The sequence below is a fragment of the Corallococcus sp. AS-1-12 genome (genome assembly GCF_020036995.1).
Lineage (GTDB): Bacteria > Myxococcota > Myxococcia > Myxococcales > Myxococcaceae > Corallococcus.
In genome coordinates this window covers 19,894-39,368 of the sequence record NZ_JAIQDD010000006.1, presented here as the reverse complement: position 1 = coordinate 39,368, position 19,475 = coordinate 19,894, and the positions used below count along the sequence as shown (strand labels likewise).

Below are 19,475 nucleotides of genomic sequence, written 5' to 3'. Positions count from 1 at the left end.
ACGCCCTGGACTACGGGCACGGCGAAAGGCCATTGCGCCGTGCCCGCTCATCACTTCCGCTTCTGTTTTTTCGCGGACTTGGCGGCGGCCAGGCGCTGCTTTTCGGCCTTTTCCGCCCGCCCTTCCGCCTTCACCTGCTTGCGCTGCTTCTGCTTCGCCCGGAAGCCCAGCGGGATTTCCGGCTCCGGAGCAGGCGAGGGGGCGGCCCGGACCTCATCCAGCTCCGGGAGCGCTTCACGGGGAGCGCGGGCCGGCCGGCCGATGCGGCTGGGGGGCCGTGCTTCCTTGCCCGGCGTGGCGGCACGGCCGTCGCGGCTGGCGGCGGCCGGACGGGCGGGGCGCTCGGACGAGGCCGGACGCGCGGTGCGGGGCGTGGCGCGGTCCGCCAGGGTGCGGTGGCGCGAAGGGCCTTCGGAGGCGCGGGCGGCGCTCCGGGCCTCCTCCACGCGGGCCTCTTCGCGCTCGGTGGTGACGAGCCGCGGGCGCTGCGAGGTGCGGATGTCCTCCTTCGAGTCCTCCGTGTACTCGAAGTGGAACAGCCGCTTGATGACCAGCGTGGCGTACGCGCCCGGGGGCAGCGTGAAGGCCACGTTGACCTTGATGTCGCCGCGGTTCACGTCGTCGTTCTGCGTGCGGCCCACGACGAGCTTGTGCGGGAACATCACCAGCGGGCGCTGCTCCTCCTTGAAGTAGAGCATCCGCTCCGCGCCCTTGATGCGCAGGTCGGGGAGCTTGAGCTTCTCCCGGCCCAGCACCCAGGTCATGGCCTCCGCCACCTTCGGGTCCTCGAAGGTGGTGTCCGGCCCCACGAGCGGGAAGGTCTTCTCGCGCAGGATGTGCAGCACGTCCGGGGTCGCGTCCCGGTAGTGCAGCAGCGTGCCGGCCTGGTAGCGCATGGGGAACATGGCCTCGCGCGGCAGCATCAACTGGAGGTAGCGGCGGACGCCCTCGTTCCAGAGGAAGCTCTGGTACTCGAAGAGGATCATCGCCCGGTAGTCCGAGTCGATCTGCAGGAACGCGCGGAGCCAGTCGCCCGGGTGCTCCCGCAGGCTGCGCAGGATGCGGTGGTACTTCTTCGCGCCCTCGAAGGGGACGCGCGCGTCCCAGCGGCCCCAGTTGTCGCGCCAGAAGCCCTTCACCTTGGCGTCCTCGGTGCGGTCCAGGTCCGAGGGGCGGGCGAAGTAGTTGTGCAGCGCGGCCTCGAAGTCGCCCCGGATGAGGTCCTTGGCGATGAAGCCCTGGCCGTGCTTGAGCGCGCCGAAGCGCTGGCTGTCGAAGTAGTTCACCACGCCCAGCCGGTTCACCTCCGCGGCGGCCAGGTTCAAGGGCGCCAGCGAGTCGCGCGTGAGGGCGCGCACGGTGACGGAGAAGCGGTTGGAGGTGATGTTCCTGGCGGACAGCGGCTTGTCCGTCCGGCCCAGGAACTTCAGGCGCAGGTCGGGCTCCTGCATGTCCACGTCCGCGCCATCCACGGCGATGATCTGCTCGGTGCGGCCCTGCTTGTCCTTCAGGCCGCAGTAGCTGATGGCGCCGGGCTTCAGGCCGAACGCGTCACGGATACGGTTGACCGCGTCGAAGGTGGACAGCTTCTGCTTGTCCATCAGGTAGACGCGATGCTTTCCGCTGGCGACTTCGTCGAAGCGGTAGGACTCCTTCACGGAGAAGTCCTCGGGTTTTTGCTTGATTCGCACGACAGCCCCCTTACCAGCGTGGACGCGCGGATAGAAGCGTTCGCGCTGCAAATGGGCTTAACCTGCAACCCCATGAGAAACCTTCCCGCCCTGTTCCTCCTGGTGCTCGCCGGGCTCGCCGTGGGGTGCGCGACCCCGCTGTCCACCATGCAGACCGCGAAGACGCTCTCACCCGGCCAGGTCCAGGTGACGGGCAGCATGGGGGTCTTCGTCCCGGTGGGGACGCTGGCGTCGGTGGTGGACGTGGGCATCGACCAGGGGCGCGCGGCGAAGCGGGCCATCGAGGAGGACCGGCCCTACACCCTCACGGAGGAGGACCAGCAGCGCCTGCTGACGGCGGGCCTGGCGCTGGTGGTGGCGCCGCCGGGGGTGAACCCGGAGCTGATGGTGCGGGTGGGGCTGGTGGACGGGCTGGACGTGGGCGGGCGCTACAACGGCAACTCGCTGCGCTTCGACGGCAAGGTGCGGCTGGCCCACGGCGGGCCGGGGCCGCGCCGCTCCTATGACCTGGCGCTGGGGGTGGGGGTGTCCAAGTACCTGTTCTCCGGGGCGGTGATGGACGTCCTGGAGGTGGTCCAGTTGGGGGACTTCAGCCGGACCGACGTGGAGGTGCCGCTGTACCTGAGCGCGGAGTACGGCGACGTGTTCAAGCTCTACGGCGCCCCCAAGTACGTCTTCAGCCACACCCGGCTGGACGCCCAACTGGTGGACTTCTCCCAGCAGGGCAAGCCGGTGACGGGCTTCGACGCGAGCCTGCCGTCCACGGTGAACAGCCACTTCGTGGGCTCCACGGTGGGCTTCGCGGTGGGCTACCGGTACGTGCACTTCTACGCGGAACTCACCGGCGGCTACGTCTTCTGCAACCCCCACATCTTCGGGCAGAAGCGGGACCTGGGCGGGATGACCTTCCTGCCGTCCATTGGCCTGGGCTTTCGCGCCCCCGAGCGCCGCCCGGCGGCGTCCGTGAACCCCGCCACCCCGGGGACGGTGGCCCCGCCCTCCACGTGAGCGATGGGGCGGGGGCGGGGACTGACCGGCCGTGCAGGGCGTTGGCGGCCCGGAACCCGGGGGGCTTCGCGAGCGTTCCTTTGGGGCGGAAGGCTCTGGTAGTGTCCGGGCCGGTGAGGATTCGCGCGTGAACCAGGCACCCGCCCCATTCCCGCCCAGGTCCGGGTCGCACCCGCGCGGGCCGCACCTGACGGGGCGGTTCGCGGACGGGACGTTGGGGGAGTTTCCCCTGGGCCCCACCACGTCGCTCGGCCGCCACCCGTCCAACACGCTGCGGCTGGTGGACCGCGAGGTCTCCAAGGAGCACGCCACCATCGAGAAGGTGGGGCGCGACTTCGTGCTGCGCGACCTGAACTCGTCCAACGGCACCTTCGTCAACGGGCGCCGGGTGACGGGGGAGATGCGGCTGAAGGACGGGGATGAGATCGCCCTGGGCTCCTCGCGGCTCGTCTTCCACAGCGGCGAGGCCGTGCCCGGCGCGGCCAACCCGCCCACGCTGCCGGGCGTGACGGTGGTGGCCAACGCCGTCTCCATGCCGGCCTTCCTGGCGCAGATGGACCAGGTGCCGCAGAACTTCCGGCCCGCCGACCAGGTGACGGACGTGGCCGCGCTGCGCCGGGACTACGAGAAGCTGCGCATCGTCCACGAGTTCCACCGGCAGGTGAGCCTCAAGGGCACCCAGGACGACCTGTTCGAACAGATTTTGAAGGTCGCCTTCGAGCTGCTCGCGGCCGACCACGGCGTCATCCTGAAGGTGGGCCCGCAGGGGGAGTTCATCCCGGCCGCGGTGCACCACCGGCAGGGCAAGCAGGTGAACGTCATGCTGTCGGACACCGTGCTCAAGCGCGTGGTGGAGACGGGCAAGGCGGTGCTCACGGCGGACGCCATCATCGACGAGCGCTTCTCCGCCGCGGAGAGCATCGTGGCGCAGGGCATCCGCTCCGCCATGGCGGTGCCGCTGCTCGTCAACGGCGACATCATGGCGGTGCTGTTCCTGGACAGCCGCCAGCAGATCAACGCCTTCTCGGAGAAGGACCTGACCATCCTCTCCGGCATCGCCGCGCAGGCGGGCATCGCGCTGGAGAACGCGGCCCTGGCGGAGCAGATCCGCAACGAGGCGGTGACGCGCGCGGAGCTGTCGCGCTTCTTGTCCAAGGCGGTGGCGGACGCGGTGATCAACGGCGGCACGGAGGACCTGCGCCAGAGCCGGCTCGCGGAGGTGAGCTGCCTGTTCGCGGACATCCGGGGCTTCACCACCCTGGCGGAGAGCGACTCGCCGCAGGAGGTGGTGTCCATGCTCAACAGCTTCTTCAGCGCCATGGCGGACGTGGTGTTCCGCTACGAGGGCAACCTGGACAAGTTCATCGGGGACTGCGTGATGGCGGTGTGGGGACCGCCGTCGTCGCACCCGGATGATCCGGCCCGGGCCCTGAGGGCCGCGCTGGAGATGCAGGACGCCGTCACGGAGCTCAACCGGCAGCGCGTGCTGGACGGCAAGAAGCCCATTGAAGTGGGCATCGGCGTGAACACGGGCCAGGCCGTCGTGGGCTACATGGGCAGCGCGGAGCGGCACGAGTTCACCGCCATTGGCGACACCGTGAACACCGCGTCGCGGCTGTGCGGCATCGCCAAGAGCGGCGAGGTGCTGGCGTCCGAGGCCACGGTGCGCAAGTCCGGGCCGGGCTTCGACGTGGAGGAGCTGCCGGTGCTGCAGGTGAAGGGCAAGGAGAAGGGCGTGCAGACCTTCCGCGTCCACGGCGCGGAGCTGACCACCTCCACCTCCCGCAAGGTGCGCTGACGGTGCGCCCCCCGGCCATGACGACCACCCAGTCGTGCCCCAACTGCGGCACGGTGCACGACACCCGGGTGTACGTGAGCGGCCAGAAGGCCACGTGCCGCTGCGGCATCCGCTTCGAGGTGCGGCGCGCTGACGTGTCCGGCATCCACCGCCCGGCTGAGCCGTCGGGCATCCGTCCGGCCGGCAGGGACCCGGACGAGGCAGGAAGCGCGGTGACGTTCACGCCGCGCACGGCGGAGAGACCGCCAGAATCGATGTCACCTCCCGCTGCTCCCGGTGTTGGAGCGGGCGGGGAGGACTCGGTGGGACAGGAGATGAGGGCCGGCTCCGTCCCAGGGGGAAACGAGATGAGCATCCCGCGAGCCAATGGCGTGGGGAAGGCGGACGAGGGCGAGCTCCCCGCGGGGGGGCTGCCCGGTGCCGCCGAAGGCCGTGACGCACCTTCCGGGGTGGCGTTGCCCTCGCCGGGCGGGGCGGCGGCGGAGGCCGTGGGGGCCACGCTGGTGCGCCCGGAGTCGCTGGGGGTGAAGGCGCCTCGCGCGCCGGTGAACACGGGGTTCCGCGACATTGAAACCGCGGAGACGGTGCTGACGGGCCAGAAGCCCCAGTTGCCGGGCCTGGAGCTGTTGGAGGTGCTGGGCCGCGGCGGCATGGGCGAGGTGTGGCTCGCGCGCCAGCGCTCGTTGGGCCGCACGGTGGCGGTGAAGATGCTGCCGCCCCGGCTGGCGAAGGACGAGGAGTTCGTGTCGCGCTTCGACAAGGAGGCGACCGCGCTCGCGGCCCTGAGCCACCCGAACATCGTGCAGATCATCGACCGGGGCGTGCAGGGCGAGCACTACTACTTCGTCATGGAGTACGTGGAGGGCCAGTCGCTGCGCCACGCGCTCAGCGGCCGGGAGCCGCTCACGCCCGCGCAGTCGCTGAAGGTGCTGCTCCAGGTGGCGCGCGCCGTGGAGTGCGCGCACGCGAAGAACATCATCCACCGCGACCTGAAGCCGGAGAACATCCTGCTGGACGGGCGGCTGCACGCGAAGGTGGCGGACTTCGGCCTGGCGGGCATCCGCGAGCCGGATTCGGAGAAGCAGCTCACCGCGACCGCGGTGGCCATGGGCACGCTCAACTACATGGCCCCGGAGCAGCGCCGGGACGCGAAGAACGTGGACGGGAGGGCGGACCTCTTCTCCCTGGGCGTGATGATGTACGAGGCGCTCACCGGCGAGCTGCCCGTGGGCCGCTTCAAGCTGCCGTCCGAGCGCGTGCGCGGCCTGGACCCGCGCCTGGACCCGGTGGTGGAGCGCCTGCTGGAGACGGACCGCGAGGCCCGCTACGCCACCGCCACGGAGGTGTGCGAGGCCCTGGAGGCGCTGGTGACGGCCTCGTCGTCGCCGCACGTGGTGGCGCCCGCGTCGGCGCTGGCGCGCGCGCAGCCCTCGCACGTGGCGTCGACGAAGGCCATCTCTGCCCCGGAGGCCGCGGTGCTGGAGGCGCTCCACGCGGGCTGGGGCCGGGTGCGCACCGGCCTGTCCGTGGTGGGGGGGCTGGCCGTGCTGGGCTTCACGGTGCGCGCCTTCGTGGGCTTCGGGAGCCTGACCGGCACGCCGCTCGCCTCGGACCCGACGCCTCCCGTCATGCACTTCCCGGCCAACACGGAAGGGGAGGTGTTCTCCGGCCTGAAGCTCACGCCGCCCGCGCCCGGGTCGGACGACGCCACCCTGGAGCTGGGCTTCGAGCCGGGCGAGGAGGAGATCAACGTCCACAGCGGCACGTGGACCATGGACCAGGGAGAGCTGCGCGCCGTGCAGGCCGGCCGCGAGGCGGACGGCAAGCTGGTGCCGCGCGCGTACCTGGCGCACCGCTACTTCACGAGCGACGACTTCACGGCCGAGGTGCTGATGGACGTGAACCCGCTGGGCAAGCAGTGGTCGGTGGAGGAGGACGGGCAGCACTTCGGAGAGCTGGCGTTCCGCATCCGCGACGTGCAGGTGTCCGTCTTCGCCATCCCCGACGCGGGCATGCGCCTGTCGTGGCGCTACTTCTCCCCGGACGACGGGCATGAGGTGGTGGGCAACAGCGCGGAGGACACCAAGAACCTGGTCCAGGACGAGATGCCGGTGCCCAAGCAGGGCCCCTTCCTGGTGAAGCTCCAGCTCAAGCGGCAGAAGAGCGGCGTGCGGGTGGACGCCTTCCTCAACAAGAAGCTCTTCGCCTCCAAGGTGCTGCCGGGCTTCGAGGGCCGCGTGGGCAAGCTGGCCCTGGGCTGCCGCAACCTGGAGTGCACCTTCGATGACCTGAAGGTCGTGGGGCCGCTGCAGGAGCGCCCCGTGCGCCGCGTGGCCGCCGGCGAGTAGTCCGCCGAGCCCCTCCGGAGGATGGGGCTTGCCGCCCCGTCCGCCCGTCCCCACCTTGCGCCCGCCGGGCTTCCGCGTCGCGCGGGGCCTTTCGTGGCACGCGGGCGGGGGTGGGGCATGGCCGTGGACGTGGACCTGGGGCGCGTGCTCCTGCTGCCGCTCTGTGGCGTGGGCCTGGCCCTGCTGCTCTGGGCGACCTTCACCCTGGGGAGGACGCCCCCGGGCGCGAGGCCCTGCGGGATGCTCGTGGGCTTCGGGGCGCTGGCCCTGGGGCTGGTGCTCTTCGTCCCGTGGATGCGCGGGACGCCGCTGGTGCCCGTGTCGCCGGACGTGCTGGTGAAGGCGCTGGGCGGCGTGCTGCTGGTGCTGGCCGCGGGGGTGTCCGCCCGGGGCGCCCGGGTGCGCCTGCGGGCGGATGCGCTGCGCGGCGCCGCGCCCCTGCCGCTGGATGAGGCGGTGGAGGCCCTGCGCGCGGGGCGGCCCCCGGGCTTCGGCGTGTACCGGGGCCAACTGGATTCGGTGGACCTGCTGACGTCGCCAGGCGGCGTGCCGTGCGCCTTCTACGACGCGGCGGTGCACGCGGTGGGGCCGCATGGCCGCAAGGGGCCGCTGCTGTCGCGGGAGCGCGCGTACTCGCCGGTGCTGCTGCTGAAGGGCGAGCGCACGCGGGCGGCGGTGGGCTTCGCGCCGTCCGCGCTGCTGGCGCCGGTGGAGGTGCGGCGGTGCGCGGCGCCGCCCGCGCTCACCCGCGAGGAGCTGCTGGGGGCGCCCGCGCAGGCGCTGTCCTGGGAGCGCGTGGGCGTCCCCGGAGAGGCGTGCCTGGTGGTGGGGGAGCTGCAGCGCGGGTCCCGCGACGGCACCTTCGAGCTGCGCGGGCGCGGCGGGCGTCCGGCGTTGCTGGTGCTGGGGGAGGAGGCCGCGGGCACCGGCGGGGTGTTGTCCCGCCGGGCCTGGAGGCACTTCGCGGCGGCCGGGGCGCTGTCCCTGGCCGCCGTGTTCATGCTCGCCCGGACCCTGTGAGGTCCGGGCGGGCCGGTGACCGCGGGACGACTACCCCGGGTCGATCTGGCAGTTGTTCGGGCAGCTATCGCGATCGTTGTTGTTGCCGTCGTCGCACGTCTCACCGAAGTTGTACTGGGTGATGCCGTCGCCGCAGCGGGCGTTCCAGATGCAGGTGAGGCTGCACTTGCCGTAGCCCGGGCCGTTGTCGTTGCCGTTGTCGCACGTCTCGCCCGGGTCGACCGTGCCGTTGCCGCAGGTGGACTTGCACTCGGTGCGCTGGGTCTCGAAGTTGTTCAGGGTCAGCTTGTACGAGGACGCGGACGTGTGGCGCTCCGCCTGGAACACGACGACCTCGTAGATCTTGCCCTTCACCAGGCCCAGGCCGGCCACGGTGGGCCCGTCCGCCAGGGACACCGTGCCGGAGGTGGCGCCGTGCACGCCGCCCAGGTCCAGGGCGAGCTTGCGGTTGATGAACACCCAGACGTCGTCGTCACCCAGGAACGTCAGCACCTCGTTGCCCTTGAACTCGAACCAGTAGCGCGTCTCGCTGGTGAAGCTGAAGTTGCGCGCGGTGCCGGTGTTGTCGTTGAGCTTGTTCTCCTTGCCCAGGCCCACCCAGCCGCTGGCGTCGAGCGGGAAGAAGGTCTGATCGTCGAACAGGTAGGAGCCGTTGCCCTGCTTGTTGAGCTTCAGCGTGCCGACCTCGGTGATGTTGACGTTGGGCGTGTCGCGGTACCACTGGTCGAAGGCCGTCTTGCCGTGGGTGGTGCCGGAGGACACGCCCTCCTTCGCGTAGACGGGCTTGCCGTCCGCGCCGAGCGCGGCGAACTTCGCGCCGACGATGCCCTGCTCCGCGCCGTTCGCGTCATTGAAGTCCGGGTGCAGGATGGCGGGGGACTTGCAGCCCGAGTTCACGCCGCAGAAGTCGCGGTAGACGACGGGGATCTCCACCGAGTTGGGCGGGGACTCCGTGACGCGGACGCAGGCGAAGCCCGCCTCCAACTGGCACGTGGACGAGCAGCCGTCGTTGGAGCGGGTGTTGCCGTCGTCGCACTGCTCGGTGGTGTCACCGGGGAGGATGACGCCGTCGCCGCAGCGGGCCTCGCAGGTGCCGTTCACGCACTTGGGCTCCAGCACGCACAGCGGCGAGCAGCCGTCGCCCATGTCGTGGTTGCCGTCGTCGCACTGCTCGGTGCCTTCCTTCTTGTTGTCGCCGCAGGTCGTCTTCGTGCACGGCTGGCCCACGGTGTCGCACTTGTAGCCCTGCTCCAGGCGGCAGGTGTTGCTGCAGCCATCGCCGTTGAAGGTGTTGCCGTCCTCGCACTCCTCCTCGCCGGCGATGATCTTGTCACCGCACTCGGACGCGCGGCAGCGCTGGCCCTGGAAGGGGCAGCTCCAGCCGGTCTCCACGGCGGAGCAGTCCGCCTTGCAGCCGTCGTTGGACTCGTTGTTGCGGTCGTCGCACACCTCGCCGGCCTCGACGATGCCGTTGCCGCACGCCGTCGCGATGACGCAGGGACGGCCCCACTGGGGGCACTCGAAGCCGACCTCCACCTCCCTGCAGTCGAACGTGCAGCCGTCGCCGCTCACCGTGTTGGCGTCGTCACACACCTCGCCCTTCTGGACCTTGCCGTCGCCACAGACCTGCGGGCCCGGATCGTACGAACCCCCGTCCGGAAGCGTGTTGCCGGCGTCCGTGGAGCCGCCGTCGCCGGTGCCACCGTCCGTGATGTTCGTACCGCCGTCTTCGTCCGGGTCGTCGTTGCCAGGACAGGCTGTCAGTGCGAGGAGGAGGGAAGCGAGCACGAGGCTCGCGAGCCGGGGGAGCGGGGGGGAATGTTTCAGCATGAAGGGGATGCTGAGAGCCGGTGACCCCACGTGTCAAATGGATCAGGTGTTTTCTCACCCAGCCGGTGCGTAAAAATGCAGAAAGCCCGTACGGGTGGACGGGCTTCCCTGCGGCGTTCCCTGTCTGGCGGGGCTACATCTGTTCCAGCTCCCGACCCTTCGTCTCGCGGATGAACCGGGCGGCGAAGAAGAGGGAGAACACGGCGGCCGCGGCATAGAGGCCGTACGCCCAGCCCAGCCCGAGGGCCTGGAGCGACGGGAAGGTGGCGGACACCAGGAAGTTGGCCAGCCACTGCGCCATGGCCGCGATGGACAGCGCGAGCGCGCGGATGTGGTTGGGGAACATCTCCCCCAGCAGCACCCAGACGACGGGCCCCCACGAGAAGCCGAAGAAGACGACGTAGAGGTTGGCGGCGATGAGCGCGGTGGTGCCGGCGGCGCCCTGGAGCACCGGCTTGCCCGCGGCATCCAGCGGCGCGGTGCCGAAGAGGTACGCCATCAGGCCCAGGGTGAGCGCCATGCCCACGGAGCCGATGATCAGCAGGGGCTTGCGTCCAATCCTGTCCACGAACGCGATGGCCACGAGCGTGGTGAGGATGTTGGTGACGCTGGTGATGACGGTGATGGCCAGCGAGTTCTGCTCGGAGAAGCCCACCGCCTGCCAGAGGACGCTGGAGTAGTAGAAGATGACGTTGATGCCCACGAACTGCTGGAGCATCGCGAGCACGATGCCGATCCACACGATGGGCAGGAACCCGAAGCGGCCGCCCTTCAGGTCCGCCAGGTGCGGCGTGTAGTGGGTGCGCAGCGAGCGGCGGATCTCCGCGACCTTGGACGGCGCGGTGTCCCCTTCGATGTCGCGCAGCACGCCCAGGGCCTCCTGCTCGCGGCCCCTGGCCACGAGGAAGCGGGGGGACTCCGGGATGAAGATCGCGCCCATGCCGTAGAGGAGCGCGGGCGGCAGGCCGCTGAAGAACATCCACCGCCACGCGGTGAGGTCCAGCCAGCCGGGGTTCGAGGCCGAGCCCGCGGCGCGCGCGATGGCGAAGTCCCCCAACAGCGCCATGAAGATGCCGACGACGATGGCCAACTGTTGCAGGGACGCCAGCCGGCCGCGCAGGTGCGCCGGGGCGATCTCCGCGATGTACGCGGGGGCCACCACGCTGGCGGCGCCCACGCCCAGGCCGCCCACCAGCCGCCAGAAGCTCAGGTCCCACAGGGAGAACGCGAAGCCGGAGCCCAGGGCGCTGATGGTGAACAGGGCCGCCGCGATCATCATGGTGCGCCGGCGGCCGTAGCGGTCCGCGATGTGGCCCGCGCCGAAGGCGCCCGCCGCGGAGCCGATGAGCGCGGAGGACACGGAGAGGCCCAGGGCGAGCTCGCTCGCGGCGAACTCCGTCCGCAGGGCGCTCACGGTGCCGTTGATGACGGAGGTGTCGAAGCCGAAGAGGAAGCCTCCGAGCGCGGCCACCACGGAGATGACGATGATTCTGCCGGTGTGGGTCTCTGGCCGTGCGGTGGGCTGCCGGCGCGCCGGGATATCCAGGACATCCGCCATGACGTGCTCCTCCCCCTGGGACGGGCACGTGTCCGGCCCTCGCGGTTCGCACCACGGCCCTGAGGAGAGGTGCCCCTGGTGGGCGCCGAAAGGCACCCCCGGGCAGGCCGCCGCCCCGCTGGCCGCTCGCTGGGGGGCAGGGTTCGGCCTTCCGAGCGCGGTTCGAAGCTCAGCCCTCGTCCGCCAGGCCGTACTCCTTGAGCTTGCGGGCGAGCGTGTTGCGGCCGATCTCCAGCGTGCGCGCCGCGGCGGTGCGGTTGCCCTTCACGGCCTCCAGCACGCGCAGGATGTGGCGGCGCTCCACCTCCGCCAGCGGAAGCAGGAGCGGCGCGTCCGGCGCGCGGGGCCCGGTGGGCCCGGTGCCGGGCTCGGTGTTGGGCTCGGTGCTGGGCCCGGCGGGAGCGAGCGCCCGGTCCAGGGAGGGCAGGGGCAGGTGCTCCTCCTGGATTTCGCCCTCGGAGAGCACCACGGCGCTCTCGATGCAGTTCTCCAGCTCGCGCACGTTGCCGGGCCAGCGGTAGCGCTTGAGCCGCGCGAGCGCGGCGGTGCTGAGCCGGGGCACGGGCAGGCGGTGGCGCTTCGCCGCGGTGGCGACGAAGTGGCGGGCGAGCCGCTCGATGTCCTCCGCGCCGCGCTCGCGCAGCGGGGGCAGGAGCAGCTCCACGACCTTGATGCGGTAGTAGAGGTCCTCGCGGAACCGCCCCTCCGCCACCATGCGCGGCAGGTCGCGGTGGGTGGCCGCGACGATGCGCACGTCCACCTTGACGGCCTGGGTGCCGCCCACGCGCTCGAACTCGCGGTCCTGCAGCACGCGCAGCAGCTTGCCCTGCACGGCCTGGGGCAGCTCGCCCAGCTCGTCGATGAAGACGGTGCCGCCGTCGGCCGCCTCGAACTTGCCGGGCACGCGGTGGTCGGCGCCGGTGAAGGCGCCCTTCTCGTGGCCGAAGAGCTCGTTCTCGATGAGGGCGGCGGGCAGGGCCGCGCAGTCCACCTTCACGAAGGGCTTGTCGCGCCGGGGGCCGTTGACGTGGATGGCGCGCGCGAAGAGCTCCTTGCCGCAGCCGCTCTCTCCGCGCAGCAGCACGGTGGCGTCCGTGGGCGCGGCCTTCTGCACCAGGCGGTAGAGCGCCTTGAGCGGCGGGGCTTCACCGATGATGCGGTTGAAGAAGTATCCCACCGGGGCCTGCGGCTGGTCCTTCGCGCGCTGGAGCTCCTGGTAGAGGCTGGTGCTTTGAAGCGCGGTGCTCACCTGGGCCGCGATGTCGGTGAGCTTCCGGGTGTCCTCCTCCGTGAAGGGGCCTCCGCCCAGGCGGTTGAGCACCTGGAGCACGCCGTACACGGCGCCCGCAGCGTCGCGCAGCGGCACCGCGGCCAGGCTGATGGTGCGGTAGCCCGTCATCCGGTCGATGTCCGCGAAGAAGCGGCGCTCGCCGCGCGGATCCGGCACGTGCACGGGCTCGCCGGCCTCCGCCACGTAGCCCGCCACGCCCTGGCCCAGCTTCACGCGGATCTGCGCGACCTCCGGCAGGTGGGCCGCGCGGCTGAACAGCTCGCGGCGCACGGGGTCCAACAGCCACAGCGTGCCCCGGTCCGCCTGGAGCGTGATGGCGATGCGGTCCACGAGCGTCTGGAGGAAGGCGTCCAGGTCCACCTCGCGCCCGACGAGGCCGCCAAGGGGGAGCAGGACCTGGGACACATCCGGCGGGGACGAGGGCATGGCGGCGGGCAGCGGCGGAAGTGAGAAGGGCGCTGGAGACAGTCTATCGCACGGCTCCGGGCTCGCGGCGCTCATGCGCCCGCCGCGCGGCCCAGGAGCATGCGCTGGCCTTCGCGCGCGGGCTCGGTGAAGGGGAACAGGCCGCGGGCCTCCTGCGCCATGTCCTCCAGCAGCTCGTCCGCGTGGGACGGGTCGTGGTGGAAGAGGAAGAGGCGCCCGGCGTGCAGGTCCTTGGCCACCTTGGCCGCGTCCATCATCGTCGAGTGGCCCCAGCCCTTCTTGGACATGCCCTTGCGGCCCTCGTACTCGTCGGGCGTGTACTGCGCGTCCAGGCACAGCGCGTCCGCGCCCTCGAAGTGGCGGGCCACGTCGGACGTGAGGCGCTCCGGCAGCTCCACGTCCGTGGCGTACACGAAGGAGTGGCCGTCCGCCTCCACGCGGTAGGCCATGCACCCGTCCGGGTGCGGCACGTCGATGGGCGTCACCTTGAAGGGGCCCACCTCCACGGTGCGGCCGTGCAGCGCGGCGCCGAAGGACATCTTCGAGCGCATGGTGGACAGCGGCACCGGGAACTGCGGCGGGCGCATCTGCTGCGACAGCGTGGACTCCAGCGCCTGGGCCCCGTTCGCGCCGGGGCCGTACATCGTCAGTGACGTGGTGGGCAGGTACGCGGGCGTGAAGAAGGGGAAGCCCTGCACGTGATCCCAGTGCAGGTGGGAGAAGAACATCGTCGCCTTCTGAGGCGCGCCCTCGCGCATCATGACCTCGCCCAGCGTCCGGATGCCCGTGCCCGCGTCGAGGATCAGCCGCTCGCCCTGGCTCGTCACCTCCACGCACGCCGTGTTGCCGCCGATGCGCGAGCCCGACACCGCGATGCTGCCCCGAACGCCAAAGAAGCGGATTTCCATGGTGAGTCTCCTGATGCTCCGACACCCGCTGGGGGCGCCCTGACGTGGAGGGGACAGAGCACGTCCGGTGCCAGCGCCAAGGGGCTGGAATCATTGGAGTCGTGGGGGAGGGCGGGGTGGGCCGCTCCAGAATGGAGCGCCCCGGATGGGGCGGGCGGTCCAAACCGGCGCGGCCCCGCGCCGTGGGGGATTCCTGGTAGACCCCGGGGCCATGCCGACGATTGCGTTCTGCACCATCAAGGGGGGCGTGGGGAAGACGACCCTGTGTTCGCATGTGGCGGCGGCGCTGGCGGACGCGGGCCACCGGGTGCTGCTGTTGGATCTGGATCCGCAGGCGCACGCGTCGCTGGTGCTGGGCCTGGAGACGCGGGAGGGCCCGTGCGTGGCGGACGCGTTCGGGCCCCGGCCGAAGCACAAGCTGGATGAGATCGTGGTGGCGTCGCCGAAGCGGCCGGGGTTGTTCATCGCGCCGGGGGCGCCGCGCATGGCGGCGCTGGAGCGCGAGCTGTTCGGCTGGGGCCACCGGCTCCAGGCGATCCCGCGCGCGCTGAAGACGCTGTCGTGGACGCCGGACGTCATCGTCGTGGACACGCCGCCGAGCATCGGGGCGTTCACGGAGGCCGTGCTGTGCTTCGCGGACGTGGTGGTGGCGCCGGTGCCCACGGGCGCGTTCGCGTTGCAGGGGCTGGGCGAGATTGAGACGGCGTGGCGCGACGTGCGCGAGGAGGGCGGCCAGTTGGTGGCCGCGGTGAACCTGTGGGATCGGCGCACGCCCGCGACCAACGTGGCGATGGAGGAGGCGCTGAAGGACGTGACGGTGCCGGTGCTGAAGGCGCGCGTCCCGCGCTCGGAGGCCATCAACCAGGCGGGGCTGGGCTACGAGGTGGTGTTCGACGTGAGCCCGAACGCGGCGGGCGCGGAGGAGCTGCGCGCCATGGCCCGCGAGCTGGCGAAGCTCGCGGGGCTGCGCTGACGCGCGAGATGCCTCAGTCCGCTTGTCCGATGGACCCCGTCCGCAGGGGGCCGGCGAGCCGGTAGGTGAGCAGCGCCACTCCCCTGGGCGTGATCCGGGACGCTTCCAGCAGCATCATGCGAGGCTGCGTCCCCGCTCCGAAGAGGCGCCGGCCGCTGCCAATCGTCACGGGGATGACGTGCAGGTTCAGCACGTCCACCAGGTCATGCGCCAGCAGGGTCTGCAGCAGGCCACCACTGCCATGGACCTGGAGTTCGCGGCCGGGCGAGGCCTTGAGGCGGCGCACCGCCTCCACCGTGTCGCCCTCCAGCAGCGTCGAGTTCGTCCAGTCCACGCGGCGCAGCGTGGTGGACGCCACGTGCTTGGGCAGCGTGTTGAGCGACCGGGCGATGGGGTTGTCCGGGGCCGTCACGCGCGGCCAGTAGCTGGCGAAGATGTCGTACGTGCCACGCCCGAGCAGGAACGCGTCCGCCCGGCTGAAGATGTCGACGACGTGCGCGCCGAGCTCCTCGCTGGAATGGGGCTGCACCCAGCCGCCATGGGCGAAGCCGCCGCTTGTGTCCTCGCCCGGGCCTCCCGGGGACTGAACCACTCCGTCCAGCGTCACGAACTCCGTCACCGTCAGCTCCATCGTCGCATCCGTCCCTTCCGGGCGGTTCATTCGCCCGTCCATCTTTGCGACGAATGGCCCGGGCGTGGATCGACATGCCCGTGTCTTCCGGGGCCGTAGGGAACAGGCGGGCGTGCGCTGGCTCAGGGCGTGGGAGCGCTTCTCAGTCCAGGTCCTCCAGGGCCAGCTCTACCTGCTCGCGGTAGAGCGGCACTGTCTCCACGGCGAGCAGGTCCACTAGCAACTTCCGGGCTCCGGGCTTGTCTCCTGCTCGCACGAGGTCCCGCGCCCTCATCTCCGTGATGTTCAGCCGGATGGAGCCCTCGCGAATTCGCCCGCGTGCCTCGCGCAGCAGCGCGGTCGCGGTGGCCACGCTTTGGATGGCTGCCTGCGCGTCGGATTCGGGGATGGCCACCTGTCGGGCCGTGCGCAGCAGGAGGTCGCGCACCTCGGGAGTGAGCACCAGCGCCTCTCCCGCCTCCACGCGCGAGGCCATTTCCCGCACGGGGTCCCAGTCGATGTCCTCGGACATGCTCAGCGACCACCCTTCCTCTTTCGGCACTTGTCGCGGGGCCAGTCACCCTGTTGTCCCTCGCAGTACCGGAAGCAGTCGTAGCAGGAGCCTGACCAGTGTTCCTCCTGACAATGCACGTAGGTCTCCAGGCAGGCGCGCTTCCACTCCGGAAGGTCTCGGGAGAGCTCCTCGGAGGCTCGGGCGAACAGGAGGATGTCCTCGGCCTCCAACTCCGTGGCCCCACAGCGAGCAGGATTGCCTGGGTGCGTCTTCACGCAGCAACTGACGGTGGAGTCCTGGGGGCCGCACTGCGCCTGGGCCAGGTACACCACGGTGGCGCTGGGCTGGGTGTCCTTCGCACGCGTATGGGCGCCGCCACCACAGCCCACGAATGCGAGCGCAGTCGCGAGCATGCCCATGAGTCGGGCGTTTCGATGTTTTCCGATGCCAGGGGAGACGGGCATGGTCTGGCTCAGGGCGTGGGCAGTCCGGGGGCCAGCGCCGATCGGACGTTGGCGTCGGTGAAGCTCGTGCCCCAGACGGCGTTGAGTTCCTGGGCGATGAAGGCGGCACCCGGCTGGAACGTGCCCTGCGAGGGCTCGAACATCAGCACGCGCGGGTCGGTGAGCTCCTGCAGGCGGGGGACCACGTCGCTCACGTCGCGGCCCTGCTCCTGGGCGGCGCGCACGCCTTGCAGCCACGTGCGCACGGTGCCCTGGGCATGGGGGACGTAGAGGGGCTGCTCCGCCGCGCCCAGCGTCACGTAGAGGTGCCCCAGGCTCAGCGTGATGACGACGCTGCCGTGCCGGGTGAGCAGCGGCCCGTGGTCCGGCGGCAGGGTGTTCCAGTCCACGGCCGGGAGGTTCTGGAGGTACAGGGGCGTGAAGCGCCGCGGGTCCTGGGCGACGAGCGCGCGCGTGTGCTCCACCGGGATGAGCGTGTCCCAGTCGTCGTGGAGGATGAGGAACGGCGTCTGGAGGGTGCTGGCCAGGTGGGCGGCGGTCCAGCGCGTGTAGTCCGTGCCGGGGGTGACCGGGTCTCCACCGGTGGTGGCGTAGATGCGGCGGAAGTAGGGCTCGAAGAACTGCTGGTAGCGCGAGCGCATCGCCGGGTCGCTCACGCGCGCGGGCACCCACCGGCTCACGTAGTCCACCTCCGCGGCGAAGTCGGACAGCGGGGACAGGGCGACGCCCACGGCGGGCACCACGGTGGAGGGGGCATCCGCCGCCGCGTAGAGCGCCTCGTAGCCGCCCCAGGAGCCGCCGAAGATGCCGATGCGGTGGGTGTCCACGTTGGGGGCCTGGGCCAGGAAGCGCATGCCCGCGTTCATGTCGTCGCGGTCGTTCCGCAGGTCTCCGCCCGCGTAGAAGCGGCCGAAGATGGCGAGCACGCCGAAGTCATGGGCCAGGTGGATGAAGGCCTCACCCGCGATGATTTCGGGAGTGGTGGGCGTGAACGCGATGGGCGACGAGCCCGGCCCGTAGTGCGGCTCGCTGTCGTCCGGGTGGATGCCGGCGCCGCGCGCGGCCCACTTCGCGTCCACGGCCTCTCCGGTCCAGGCGATGCCGTCGTAGGGCCTGGTGAGCACCACGGTGGGGGACACGCCCGCCTTCCGGGGCGGGAACCATTGCGCGTAGGTGGCGGCGCGGCCGGGGACCTCCAGCTTGAGCAACTGGTAGGGCCAGGTCTGGCCCGCGGCGCTGTACTCCCCGGCGCCGAGCTTCGTCACCTGGACCGAGCCCGGCTCCGCCGGCGTTTCCTCCGGGAGCTGACAGGCGTTGGTGGACGGACTGGGGTTGCTGCAGCACGCGGTGGGGAGGGTGCCCAGGAGGGAGAGGGCCAGGAGCGTGGTCGGGAGGAAGCGCATGCTCCAGCAGACACTACAGCGCGGAATTTCTGAAAGCGTCCCCGTCCATTCCGGACGAGGATGGCGGCGCATGGACTACCAGGCGGTGTTGGCGGAGGTCTGGGACGCGGTGCGGCCGGTGCTGGGGCAGGGCCGCGTGGCGACGTACATCCCGGCGCTGGCGGCGGTGGACCCGCGCCGTTTCGGCATGGCGCTCGCGACGGTGGAGGGGGACGTGTACGGCGTGGGGGATTGGCGCGAGCCGTTCTCCATCCAGAGCATCTCCAAGGTGTTCACGCTGGCGCTCGCGCTGTCGCGGGACGGGGACGCGCTGTGGAAGCGAGTGGGCAAGGAGCCCTCGGGCAACCCGTTCAACTCGCTGGTGCAGTTGGAGTACGAGCAGGGCATCCCGCGCAACCCGTTCATCAACGCGGGGGCGCTGGTCATCACGGACCGGTTGCAGCGGCTCACCGGCGATGCGCGCGGCACGCTGCGGGACTTCTTGCGCGCGGAGAGCGGCAACCCGTCCGTGGACTTCGATCCGATCATCGCCGCGTCGGAGGCGGATCACGGCCACCGCAACCGAGCGTTGGCCCACTTCATGGCGAGCTACGGCAACATGGAGAGCGCCGTCCCGGAGGTGCTGGAGCACTACTTCTGGCAGTGCTCGCTGGCGATGAGCTGCGCGGACCTGGCGCGGGCCTGTGGCTTCCTCGCCCGCCACGGGCAGCGCGCGGACGGGTCGAGGCTGCTCACGCGCAGCCAGGCCAAGCAGGTCAACGCGGTGATGCTCACCTGCGGCACGTACGACGCGGCGGGGGAGTTCGCCTACCGCGTGGGGCTGCCGGGCAAGAGCGGCGTGGGCGGAGGCATCATCGCCGTCATCCCCAACCGCTGCGGCCTGTGCGTGTGGAGCCCCGGGTTGGACGCCCGGGGCAACTCGGTGGCGGGAGTGGAGGCGCTGGACCGGTTCACGACGCTGACCGGCCTGTCCATCTTCTAGCTCACTGGCCCTGTTCTTCGAGGGCCTTCAGCCAATAGGACCGTCCATCGGACGCCAGTGCGCCCGCCAGGAACTCCGCGAACGAGTTGGCGATGATCGGGCAGTAGTAGGGGTCCGGAAATCCCTCACGGTAGCCGTCGCGGAGGGGATGGCGTCCATGCGTCTGCTGCCCTACGTCCAGGAGCACGTAGTTGCTGTCCTGGAGCTGGCACACCGCGTACCAGTCCGAGGGACCCGCCGCGTCCGTGTCGGCCTGGGACATGACGACCCGTGCGCGCCGCACCTCCGCGAGCGGCAGGATGTAGTAGGGCGCGTTGGAACCGCGGAACAGCCTGGCTCCATCAAAGCGCGTGTAGAAGGCGCGCAAGTCCGGATCCAGTTGCCATCCCACGCGATGTTCGAATGCCTCGACTGCCGCCGCCGTCGCGGGCGGATGTGGAAAGTGCTGGGCTGCCACGGCGTCGAGAAGCTCGGTCATCGTCGGCATGCGGCTATGTGGCTACTCGGTCGATGGAGGATGCACAAGACCGGCTCGCATCGCTGACCGGCCTGTCCATCTCATGCAGCCGCGATTTCAGCGCAGTCCGCTCCCGGCCGACTTGTTCCAAACCTGTCCGACAGTCGGACAGGTTTTCTGCGGTCCGCTCCCGG

General features: G+C 70.9%; 16 protein-coding genes. 6 read left to right on the top strand and 10 right to left on the bottom strand.

Features of this window, described 5'->3' with window-relative positions; translation table 11 throughout:
* Positions 1 to 50: 50 nt before the first annotated feature.
* Positions 51 to 1,691, bottom strand: coding sequence for a tRNA pseudouridine(13) synthase TruD (truD, locus tag K8556_RS11970; RefSeq protein ID WP_223740178.1), 1,641 nt, complete (start codon positions 1,689 to 1,691; stop codon positions 51 to 53).
* A 72-nt stretch (positions 1,692 to 1,763) separates the two neighbouring features.
* Here truD and K8556_RS11965 point away from each other — a divergent pair, with 72 nt between their 5' ends.
* The 4 genes from K8556_RS11965 to K8556_RS11950 all read left to right on the top strand — a co-directional run bounded on the left by K8556_RS11965 (position 1,764) and on the right by K8556_RS11950 (position 7,865).
* Positions 1,764 to 2,699, top strand: coding sequence for a DUF1778 domain-containing protein (locus tag K8556_RS11965; RefSeq protein WP_223740177.1), 936 nt, complete (start codon positions 1,764 to 1,766; stop codon positions 2,697 to 2,699).
* Positions 2,700 to 2,826: 127 nt separating this feature from the next.
* A complete protein-coding gene (locus tag K8556_RS11960; RefSeq protein ID WP_223740176.1) occupies positions 2,827 to 4,497 on the top strand; it encodes an adenylate/guanylate cyclase domain-containing protein in 1,671 nt (556 codons plus the stop codon).
* 17 nt (positions 4,498 to 4,514) lie between these two features.
* Positions 4,515 to 6,845 carry a serine/threonine-protein kinase gene (locus K8556_RS11955; RefSeq protein WP_223740175.1) on the top strand — a complete coding sequence of 777 codons (2,331 nt, stop codon included), beginning with the start codon at positions 4,515 to 4,517 and terminating at the stop codon, positions 6,843 to 6,845.
* A gap of 117 nt (positions 6,846 to 6,962) precedes the next feature.
* Positions 6,963 to 7,865, top strand: a complete 903-nt coding sequence (locus tag K8556_RS11950) for a hypothetical protein (RefSeq protein ID WP_223740174.1) — start codon at positions 6,963 to 6,965, stop codon at positions 7,863 to 7,865.
* A 30-nt stretch (positions 7,866 to 7,895) separates the two neighbouring features.
* Here K8556_RS11950 and K8556_RS11945 read toward each other — a convergent pair whose 3' ends face one another.
* From K8556_RS11945 to K8556_RS11930, 4 genes are all read right to left on the bottom strand, one after another.
* On the bottom strand, positions 7,896 to 9,695 hold the full coding sequence (locus K8556_RS11945) for a DUF4215 domain-containing protein (RefSeq protein ID WP_223740173.1): 1,800 nt from the start codon (positions 9,693 to 9,695) through the stop codon (positions 7,896 to 7,898).
* Between the two features lie 133 nt (positions 9,696 to 9,828).
* A complete protein-coding gene (locus tag K8556_RS11940; RefSeq protein ID WP_223740172.1) occupies positions 9,829 to 11,253 on the bottom strand; it encodes a sugar porter family MFS transporter in 1,425 nt (474 codons plus the stop codon).
* Positions 11,254 to 11,422: 169 nt separating this feature from the next.
* Positions 11,423 to 12,970 (bottom strand): sigma-54-dependent Fis family transcriptional regulator, encoded by a 1,548-nt coding sequence (locus K8556_RS11935; protein WP_223740171.1) that lies wholly within the window; start codon positions 12,968 to 12,970, stop codon positions 11,423 to 11,425.
* Between the two features lie 71 nt (positions 12,971 to 13,041).
* The gene (locus K8556_RS11930) at positions 13,042 to 13,878 is read right to left on the bottom strand and encodes an MBL fold metallo-hydrolase (protein ID WP_223740170.1); all 837 of its coding nucleotides are present in this window, start codon (positions 13,876 to 13,878) and stop codon (positions 13,042 to 13,044) included.
* 211 nt (positions 13,879 to 14,089) lie between these two features.
* Between K8556_RS11930 and K8556_RS11925 the strand changes: the two genes are divergently transcribed.
* Positions 14,090 to 14,851 carry a ParA family protein gene (locus tag K8556_RS11925; RefSeq protein WP_304503957.1) on the top strand — a complete coding sequence of 254 codons (762 nt, stop codon included), beginning with the start codon at positions 14,090 to 14,092 and terminating at the stop codon, positions 14,849 to 14,851.
* Positions 14,852 to 14,864: 13 nt separating this feature from the next.
* On the opposite strand, the gene K8556_RS11915 is transcribed toward K8556_RS11925, so the two are convergent.
* The 4 genes from K8556_RS11915 to K8556_RS11900 form a co-directional block, all read right to left on the bottom strand.
* A complete protein-coding gene (locus K8556_RS11915; protein WP_223740169.1) occupies positions 14,865 to 15,512 on the bottom strand; it encodes a dihydrofolate reductase family protein in 648 nt (215 codons plus the stop codon).
* Between the two features lie 112 nt (positions 15,513 to 15,624).
* Complete coding sequence (locus K8556_RS11910) at positions 15,625 to 15,993, bottom strand: DUSAM domain-containing protein (RefSeq protein WP_223740168.1); 369 nt, start codon at positions 15,991 to 15,993, stop codon at positions 15,625 to 15,627.
* A 2-nt stretch (positions 15,994 to 15,995) separates the two neighbouring features.
* Positions 15,996 to 16,388, bottom strand: coding sequence for a hypothetical protein (locus K8556_RS11905; protein ID WP_223740167.1), 393 nt, complete (start codon positions 16,386 to 16,388; stop codon positions 15,996 to 15,998).
* A 59-nt stretch (positions 16,389 to 16,447) separates the two neighbouring features.
* Complete coding sequence (locus tag K8556_RS11900) at positions 16,448 to 17,842, bottom strand: S9 family peptidase (protein WP_223740166.1); 1,395 nt, start codon at positions 17,840 to 17,842, stop codon at positions 16,448 to 16,450.
* Positions 17,843 to 17,912: 70 nt separating this feature from the next.
* Here K8556_RS11900 and K8556_RS11895 point away from each other — a divergent pair, with 70 nt between their 5' ends.
* Positions 17,913 to 18,824 (top strand): glutaminase, encoded by a 912-nt coding sequence (locus K8556_RS11895; protein ID WP_223740165.1) that lies wholly within the window; start codon positions 17,913 to 17,915, stop codon positions 18,822 to 18,824.
* A 1-nt stretch (position 18,825) separates the two neighbouring features.
* On the opposite strand, the gene K8556_RS11890 is transcribed toward K8556_RS11895, so the two are convergent.
* Positions 18,826 to 19,302 carry an SMI1/KNR4 family protein gene (locus tag K8556_RS11890; RefSeq protein ID WP_370639920.1) on the bottom strand — a complete coding sequence of 159 codons (477 nt, stop codon included), beginning with the start codon at positions 19,300 to 19,302 and terminating at the stop codon, positions 18,826 to 18,828.
* Positions 19,303 to 19,475: the final 173 nt, after the last annotated feature.

What these genes read in the sequence shown, in the direction of transcription:
- K8556_RS11965 (WP_223740177.1), top strand. Translation starts at nt 1,764, where the DNA reads ATGAGAAACCTTCCCGCCCTGTTCCTCCTGGTGCTCGCCGGGCTCGCC.
- K8556_RS11955 (WP_223740175.1), top strand. Translation starts at nt 4,515, where the DNA reads ATGACGACCACCCAGTCGTGCCCCAACTGCGGCACGGTGCACGACACC.
- K8556_RS11950 (WP_223740174.1), top strand. Translation starts at nt 6,963, where the DNA reads ATGGCCGTGGACGTGGACCTGGGGCGCGTGCTCCTGCTGCCGCTCTGT.
- K8556_RS11945 (WP_223740173.1), bottom strand. Translation starts at nt 9,695, where the DNA reads ATGCTGAAACATTCCCCCCCGCTCCCCCGGCTCGCGAGCCTCGTGCTC.
- K8556_RS11940 (WP_223740172.1), bottom strand. Translation starts at nt 11,253, where the DNA reads ATGGCGGATGTCCTGGATATCCCGGCGCGCCGGCAGCCCACCGCACGG.
- K8556_RS11935 (WP_223740171.1), bottom strand. Translation starts at nt 12,970, where the DNA reads ATGCCCTCGTCCCCGCCGGATGTGTCCCAGGTCCTGCTCCCCCTTGGC.
- K8556_RS11930 (WP_223740170.1), bottom strand. Translation starts at nt 13,878, where the DNA reads ATGGAAATCCGCTTCTTTGGCGTTCGGGGCAGCATCGCGGTGTCGGGC.
- K8556_RS11925 (WP_304503957.1), top strand. Translation starts at nt 14,090, where the DNA reads ATGCCGACGATTGCGTTCTGCACCATCAAGGGGGGCGTGGGGAAGACG.
- K8556_RS11915 (WP_223740169.1), bottom strand. Translation starts at nt 15,512, where the DNA reads ATGAACCGCCCGGAAGGGACGGATGCGACGATGGAGCTGACGGTGACG.
- K8556_RS11910 (WP_223740168.1), bottom strand. Translation starts at nt 15,993, where the DNA reads ATGTCCGAGGACATCGACTGGGACCCCGTGCGGGAAATGGCCTCGCGC.
- K8556_RS11905 (WP_223740167.1), bottom strand. Translation starts at nt 16,388, where the DNA reads ATGCTCGCGACTGCGCTCGCATTCGTGGGCTGTGGTGGCGGCGCCCAT.
- K8556_RS11900 (WP_223740166.1), bottom strand. Translation starts at nt 17,842, where the DNA reads ATGCGCTTCCTCCCGACCACGCTCCTGGCCCTCTCCCTCCTGGGCACC.
- K8556_RS11895 (WP_223740165.1), top strand. Translation starts at nt 17,913, where the DNA reads ATGGACTACCAGGCGGTGTTGGCGGAGGTCTGGGACGCGGTGCGGCCG.
- K8556_RS11890 (WP_370639920.1), bottom strand. Translation starts at nt 19,302, where the DNA reads ATGACCGAGCTTCTCGACGCCGTGGCAGCCCAGCACTTTCCACATCCG.